This window comes from Sulfitobacter sp. 15WGC (genome assembly GCF_005068605.1).
GTDB classification, from domain to species: domain Bacteria; phylum Pseudomonadota; class Alphaproteobacteria; order Rhodobacterales; family Rhodobacteraceae; genus Sulfitobacter; species Sulfitobacter faviae.
The window spans coordinates 1-6,593 of record NZ_SZNL01000039.1 but is presented as its reverse complement, the minus strand read 5'-3'; the positions used below and the strand labels follow the sequence as shown (position 1 = coordinate 6,593).

Genomic DNA, 6,593 nt, shown 5'->3' with positions numbered 1-6,593 from the left:
TCGGGAAGAAAGGCGCAAGTTTGCCCATTTGCTCATCGGTCAGCCAGAAAAGTTCACTCATGTCACCACTCCTTTTCCGAGCCGTGAATCATGCAGAGAGACCGAAATCAATGCATCCTGACCCTAAGGGCGGTTGAAAGAAGAAGTTTGTTCATGTGGTTTCCTGTATCCTTTGGTTGTCGTTGCAGTCCGAGGGCCGCTTAGCCCTCGGAGGTCGGTTTCGGCGTGATCTGGGTTTTCGCACTGTGGTTCTGCGCAAAGTCAGGCAGTTCGCCCGTCCATTCATACGCCTCGGTGCCGGGCGGGTTTTCGTACCAGCCGGGGTCTTCGTAATCGTCCGCGTCGATGCCCTCGCGCACCTTCACGACCGAGAACATGCCGCCCATCTCCAGCGGACCATGCGGCCCCCAACCGGCCATCATCGGCACGGTGTTGTCGGGCAGCGGCATCGACATTTCGCCCATATCCGCCATGCCCGCCGTGCCCATGGGCATGAATTCGGGCTGCACCCTGCGGACCTGCCGGGTCATCTGGGTGCTGTTGGTGCCGATGAGCGTGGGCACGTCGTGCCCCATCGCATTCATCGTGTGATGCGACTTGTGGCAGTGGATCGCCCAGTCACCCAGATGGTCGGCCACGAACTCATAGGCGCGCATGGCGCCCACGGGGATGTCGATCGAAACCTCGGGCCATTGCGCCGATTCCGGCACCCAGCCGCCATCGGTGCAGGTGACCTTGAAGTCGTAGCCATGCATGTGGATTGGGTGGTTGGTCATCGTCAGGTTGCCGACGCGCACGCGCACCCTGTCGCCCCGGTTGACCACCAGCGGGTCGATGTCCGGGAAGATGCGGCTGTTCCAGGTCCAGAGGTTGAAATCCGTCATTGTCATGATTTTCGGGATGTAGGTGCCCGGGTCGATGTCGAAGGCATTGAGCATGATCAGGAAGTCCCGATCCACGCGCATGAAGTCCGGATCTTTGGGGTGGACCACGAACATGCCCATCATGCCCATGGCCATCTGCACCATCTCATCGCCGTGCGGGTGATACATGAAGGTGCCCGATTTGGTCAGGTCGAACTCATAGACAAAGGTCTTGCCCGGCGGGATGCCGGGATGGCTGAGCCCGCCAACGCCGTCCATCCCCGAGGGCAGGATCAGCCCGTGCCAATGGATCGTCGTATGTTCGGGCAAGCGGTTGGTGACATAGATGCGCACCCGGTCGCCCTCGACCGCCTCGATGGTCGGGCCGGTCGATTGGCCGTTGTAGCCCCAGAGCCGCGCGACCATCCCATCGGCCAGCTCCCGCTCGACCGGTTCGGCGACGAGGTGGAACTCCTTCACGCCGTTGTTCATCCGGTGCGGCAGGGTCCAGCCGTTGAGTGTGACCACGGGGTTGTAATCCGGCCCCGAGGTGGGGCGGGTCGGGGCTTGGGTCGCCGCGCTGTCCATGACAGCGGCCTCGGGCAAGCCCATGTTGAGGGTCTGGCCCCAAGCTTTGGAGGACACGAGCGTTGCACCCGCAGCGCCGGCCCCCAGCAGTTGACGTCTGTTCATCATCTGATTGCTTCCTTGTCTCAATGTCCAGCGCCGCCACCGGCGGCGATTTGGGTCTCTCCTTCGGCACCCGCGCCGCCGCTACCGCCGCCGTAGATCGCGGCCGTCAGCCCGGCCGAGGCCAGCCAGAAGTCACGTTTGGCGCTGGATGCCTCAAGCTGGCTCGCGATCTTCTCGCGGGCGTCGTTGAGTAGGTCGAAGGTGCTGGTGATCATGCCGTTGTTGCTGAGCAGCGCCTCATCATCAATCGTGCGGCGCAGGGGCAGCACGACATCCGCGTAATGCCGGGCGATCTGATGGCTTGAGCGGTAGGCCGTGGCCGCCGCCCGCGCTTCGGAGCGCACATTCACCGCGCGTTCCGCGAGGACATTGGCGGCTCGAAGATAGCCTAGCTCAGCCTTGCGCAGCCGTGCCTTGCCACTGTCGAAGATCGGAATGACGAACTCGAACTCGACCTGCGGGGAGGCGCTGGTCTCGATTTCGCCATTCTCCTCCTCGCGCTCGATTTCCAACCCGGCGATGACTTCGAGATCGGTCAACGTGCGGGTGGCATCGGTCAAGCCATAGGCTTTCGCCGTGGCGGCGAGCCCCAGCCGTGCGACTTCGAGGTCGACCCGGTTGGCCAGCGCCAGCCGCTCGATGCCCCCGTGGCCCCTGACCGTATTCGGCACGCGCGGCAGGGCATCGGGAACGTAATAGGCCACGTCCTGCCCCCAGAGCCCCATGAGACGGGTCAGTTGCTCTTTGGCCAATTGCGCATCCAGCCGCGCCTGTGCCAATCGCCCCGCCATTTCTGCATTGAACGCCTGCTCGCGGGCCTGCGCGGCTTTGTTGAGCGCGCCGGTCTTGCCCAATTGCTGCGCCAGTTCCGCCGAGGCATCGGTGGTGACCGAGGCCCGTTTCAGGTAGCTGACCGTCTCGAAGGCGGCGACGGCATTGATCCAAGCCTCCCGCGTCTCATTGGCCAGAGCCAGCGTATCGCTCACCGCCTGCATCTGGGCGTGCTGGAACTCTGCCTCGGCTACCGCGATACGCTGTTTGCGGGTGCGGGCATCCAGCAGGTTCACGGCAATCATGCTTTCTAAAGCACGATACAGTCCCACCTCGGGCGCACCGATGCCCAATAGACCGATGGACACGACCGGGTTCTCAGGCGTGGACTGTTGCCATACCTCTGCCGCCGATAGGCCGATCTGCGCATAGGACGCCTGAAGCCCTTTGTTGTTCAAAAGCGCGACCTGCACGGCGGTTTCGGCATTGATGGTTTTGCCCTGCACCATGGCGCGCACCTGTTTGGAGGTGGCCGCGGTCTCGGCCTGCGACTGTGCCCATACGGTGCGCTTGCCGATGGCTTTGGAGGTGCGCGCCTCGACAGTGGCAAAGCCAGCATCACGGGCCGAGAAACTTACCGGCAGGTCGGTTGTCGTGCAGGCGCCCAGGATCAGCGGAGTGATGACGGCGGCGGTTTTCAATTTCCAGCGCATCAGTGGTTCATCCCCTGCATCGGGGCCTGTTCGGCATTGAGCCGCCGCCAGTCGAGCGGCGCGACAACGCCGCGGCGCCGGTAGCCCGCGAAGGGCTGCTCGGCGGTCGGCGCAACGCTGCCGCGCGCGCTATTGTCGGCGGCGGTCATGGCGGCGACATTGGGCAGCGGCGTGGGGTGCTGAACATAGGCGGCGGTGACGTCAGGAAGGGGCGGAAGCGCCGTGGCACATGCGCCAAGGGTCAGGGACATGGTCCCTGCGATCAGTGGTCGTTTCATTGGTATTTGCCTGAGAATGAGGTGATCTAACCCGCAGCAGCACACTGCGGATGGGAAGGCCGTCTTCGGGCCGGGATCAACTCAGACGCGCGGCGGGCGCAACTGGCGGGAAGGCTGGCCCGAAACGACGGACCGGGAAACGCGGGTGAATTGGACGGACCGCAGATCGGAAATCCTGGAATTCTGCGAGGCATTGAGCGCTGCCGTAAGGCAGATGCCCCCGCAGCAAGGTTCGCCGTCGAGTTCCTCTGACAGGTCCAGATGCTCGGATTGCGCCACGTCTTGCTGCGCCGCAGGCGCTGCCGCCTCATGATCGTCAGAGTGATGCAGCGCTTGCGCGCTGTCATGCATGCCGCTTTGGGCATGTACCGATGAGGGCGGCAGCAGCAACAAACCACAGGCCAAAATCACGCCAAGCAGGGCGCGACAGAGGTATGATATGTTTGCCAAAGGACGCATGGGAAATAGGAGTGTCCCATGTGGCCAAGTCTGTCAACGCGTCCAGCGCTGGAAGGATGGCAATTAAATTCTCAGGCCCCTCTACCACGGCAGAGGACCTAAGGGGGGGGAGGCCCGGCCAACTTGACCTGCCTCCCCCTGAACCCGTTATATCTCGCTCCTGCAGTCCAAGAACCCGCGGTAGCCAACGGTCAGTCCACGGTCGAGGTGGAATTTTAACTCGGCTTCCGAGCGGCTCAGGTCGCCGTCCGTATCGGTCCACTCCGCCCCGGCGAGGGGGACAACGGTTACGTCGACGCCATCAGCGGTGAAGCCCGCACCATCGGCAAGGGCGGCTTGGTCAATGGTCTCATTGGATTGCATTTCGATCAAGGTGCCGGACAGTTTAATGCCCCCGGTGGTGCCCGCCATCACGAGGCTCGGATCGCCTTCGTTGGTGCGGCTGAACTGACAGGTGGCCTCAGCGCCGAGCAAGCTGTCTACATCCTCTGCGGTCAATGCCGCCGGGTCGACCGCGGCCACCTCGGCCGAAGACAGAGCCTCTTCCACCGTGCCGACCTCCGCCGCGCCTTCTTCTTTGCCAAGCTCCGGGTCGACCGCATCGCCGTTCTCTTCGATATCGGCGATCAGACTGCGCATCTCGGCAATTTCCTTGCGCTGTGCCGCAATGATGTCATCGGCCAGTTTGCGCACACGCGGGTCGGAAAGTTCAGCCCGCTCAGAGGTCATGATTGCGATCGAATGGTGCGGAATCATGGCGCGCATATAGCTGGTGTCGCCCACGGTGACTTGGCTGCGGACCAGCCATAGGGTGAGCGCGAAAACCACAATGGAGCCGATATAGATGGCGATGTTGATGGCTTTGTTCGAATACATCGACAACATGAAACTAAGCATGATGACCGCCATCACGGCCCCCATCAACAGCGCCATATAGGTCCGCGTTTCACTGAAGAAGACATGTTCGAACGCGTAGGTGTTGAGGTACATCAGGCCAAACATCACGATGGTCGAGGTCGCGATCATTGCGGCGAAACGCCAATAGGACATGGGTGTCTCCTTTATCAACTTCATGCGCGATGCGTTTTGGCACCGTGGCAATCAAGGGCCGGGGAGGCTATGATCGCCAGAGCCAATGCGGGCCCTTGTAACGCGCCGGCAGAATGCGAGTGAGGCGGCCCAGATACCCCCCTGTGGTATGTTAACCGGCGACGGTCGTCTTAGTTCCGATAGGTGGAGGCATCAAACGTGGAAGCAAAGCAAAACAAGGCAGCGATCCTCAAGCGGCTGGCGCGCTTGGAAGGGCAATTGCGCGGCGTCACGCGGATGGTCGAAGAAGGGCGCTATTGCGTCGATGTGCTGGTGCAAACCGCCGCCGTCCGCTCGGCCCTGCGCGCCGTGGAGCGCTTGGTGATCGAAGATCATGCCAACCACTGTATGGAAGAGGCGATCCTCTCTGGCGATCGGGAAGAACAGCGTCAGAAGTTTCGTGAGCTGGTTGCTTTGTTGGAAAAGGCACGGGACTGACAGGCGCTCCCTTTTTCGTTCCGGTCACACCCCTCCCGTCAGCCGCGAATATAGCCCGTTGCGCCTGCAAAGACTGTCGTGCGTCCCAGTCTCGACCTTGCGCCCGGCATCCATGACAACGATCTGATCGGCATGTTGAACCGTCTCCAAACGATGGGCGATGATCAGGGTCGTGCGCCCCTGTGACAGCCGCAGGAGCGCCGCTTGAATGTCCCTCTCCGTCTCACGGTCGAGGGCAGAGGTGGCTTCGTCCAGTATCAGCACCGGCGGGTTCTTCAGGAAAGCCCGGGCGATGGCGACACGCTGCTTTTGCCCGCCCGACAGCATCACGCCCCTTTCGCCTGCGATGGTTTCCAAGCCTTCGGGCAAGGCGGCCACCAGCGTGCTCAACTGGGCATTCTCAACCGCGGCTTCAAGTTCCGCCGCCGTGGCATCCAATTTCCCATAGAGGATATTTTCCCGCAAGGTGGAGCCGAACAGGAACACATCCTGAGACACGAGCCCAATCTGCGAGCGCAGGCTCTCCAGCGTCATATCCGCAATATCAACGCCGTCGATGGTGATCCGCCCGCCCGAGGGGGTGTAGAACCGCGGCAGCAGCGCCAGAAGCGTGGTCTTGCCCGCGCCCGAGGGGCCGACAAACGCGACGGTCTCTCCGGCGTTCACGGTCAGGCTTATCCCATGCAGGATCGGCAGCGGGCTGTCATAGGCGAAAGAGACGTCCTCGAAGCACACGGTGCCTTGGGTGATGGTCACGGCGCGCGCCTCGGGCCCGTCGGCGACGTCGCGCTCGGTCTCCAGCAATTCGGTATAGCGTTGAAACCCCGCAATGCCGCGGGGGTAAGTCTCGATCACGGCGGCAATTTTTTCCAGCGGTCGGGAAAAGACGCTGACCAGCAACAGAAAGCCGACAAAGCCCCCGGTGCTGAGCGATCCTTGGAGCACAAATCCCGCCCCTGCGACTATTACCACGACCTGCACGAAGCGCAGCCCCATGTAGTGGATCGCGCTGGCCTTGGCCATGATTGCATAGGCCGACAGTTTGGTATCGCGATAGGCGGCATTGTCGCGGGCAAAGAGCGCCTCCTCATGCCCCTCATTGCTGTCTGACGTCAGCACCTTTGGGACAGATTTGAGGATTTAAACAACGGAGGGTTTCTGGTTCATCGTAGCCTTTAAGGAGCGAAGATGAACAAGAAGCCCGGAACATCGAAAGACGCAGCTGACAAGCTGGTCAAAAAGATCCGCCGCAAGACCCGCCAGACCTACTCGGCGGAGGAGAAGATCCG

Annotated in this window: 6 protein-coding genes and 1 pseudogene; 1 reads left to right on the top strand and 6 read right to left on the bottom strand. The window is 61.9% G+C overall.

The window, feature by feature from the left end:
* Positions 1-200 precede the first annotated feature (200 nt).
* The 5 genes from FCK22_RS17595 to FCK22_RS17575 form a co-directional block, all read right to left on the bottom strand.
* A complete protein-coding gene (locus FCK22_RS17595; protein WP_136720723.1) occupies positions 201-1,559 on the bottom strand; it encodes a copper oxidase in 1,359 nt (452 codons plus the stop codon).
* 17 nt (positions 1,560-1,576) lie between these two features.
* On the bottom strand, positions 1,577-3,040 hold the full coding sequence (locus FCK22_RS17590) for a TolC family protein (protein ID WP_067261668.1): 1,464 nt from the start codon (positions 3,038-3,040) through the stop codon (positions 1,577-1,579).
* Entirely contained in the window at positions 3,040-3,318 is a 279-nt protein-coding gene (locus tag FCK22_RS17585; protein ID WP_136720722.1) for a hypothetical protein, read from the bottom strand. Before FCK22_RS17585 ends, FCK22_RS17590 begins: the two co-directional genes overlap by 1 nt.
* An 81-nt stretch (positions 3,319-3,399) precedes the next feature.
* Positions 3,400-3,777 carry a hypothetical protein gene (locus FCK22_RS17580; RefSeq protein WP_067261672.1) on the bottom strand — a complete coding sequence of 126 codons (378 nt, stop codon included), beginning with the start codon at positions 3,775-3,777 and terminating at the stop codon, positions 3,400-3,402.
* Between the two features lie 147 nt (positions 3,778-3,924).
* Entirely contained in the window at positions 3,925-4,827 is a 903-nt protein-coding gene (locus FCK22_RS17575) for a DUF305 domain-containing protein (protein WP_067261674.1), read from the bottom strand.
* Positions 4,828-5,025: 198 nt separating this feature from the next.
* Between FCK22_RS17575 and FCK22_RS17570 the strand changes: the two genes are divergently transcribed.
* On the top strand, positions 5,026-5,304 hold the full coding sequence (locus tag FCK22_RS17570; protein WP_067261676.1) for a metal-sensitive transcriptional regulator: 279 nt from the start codon (positions 5,026-5,028) through the stop codon (positions 5,302-5,304).
* 24 nt (positions 5,305-5,328) lie between these two features.
* On the opposite strand, the pseudogene FCK22_RS17565 reads toward FCK22_RS17570, so the two are convergent.
* Positions 5,329-6,426: pseudogene (locus tag FCK22_RS17565) on the bottom strand (ABC transporter ATP-binding protein); the annotation flags it as partial.
* Between the last annotated feature and the right edge of the window lie 167 nt (positions 6,427-6,593).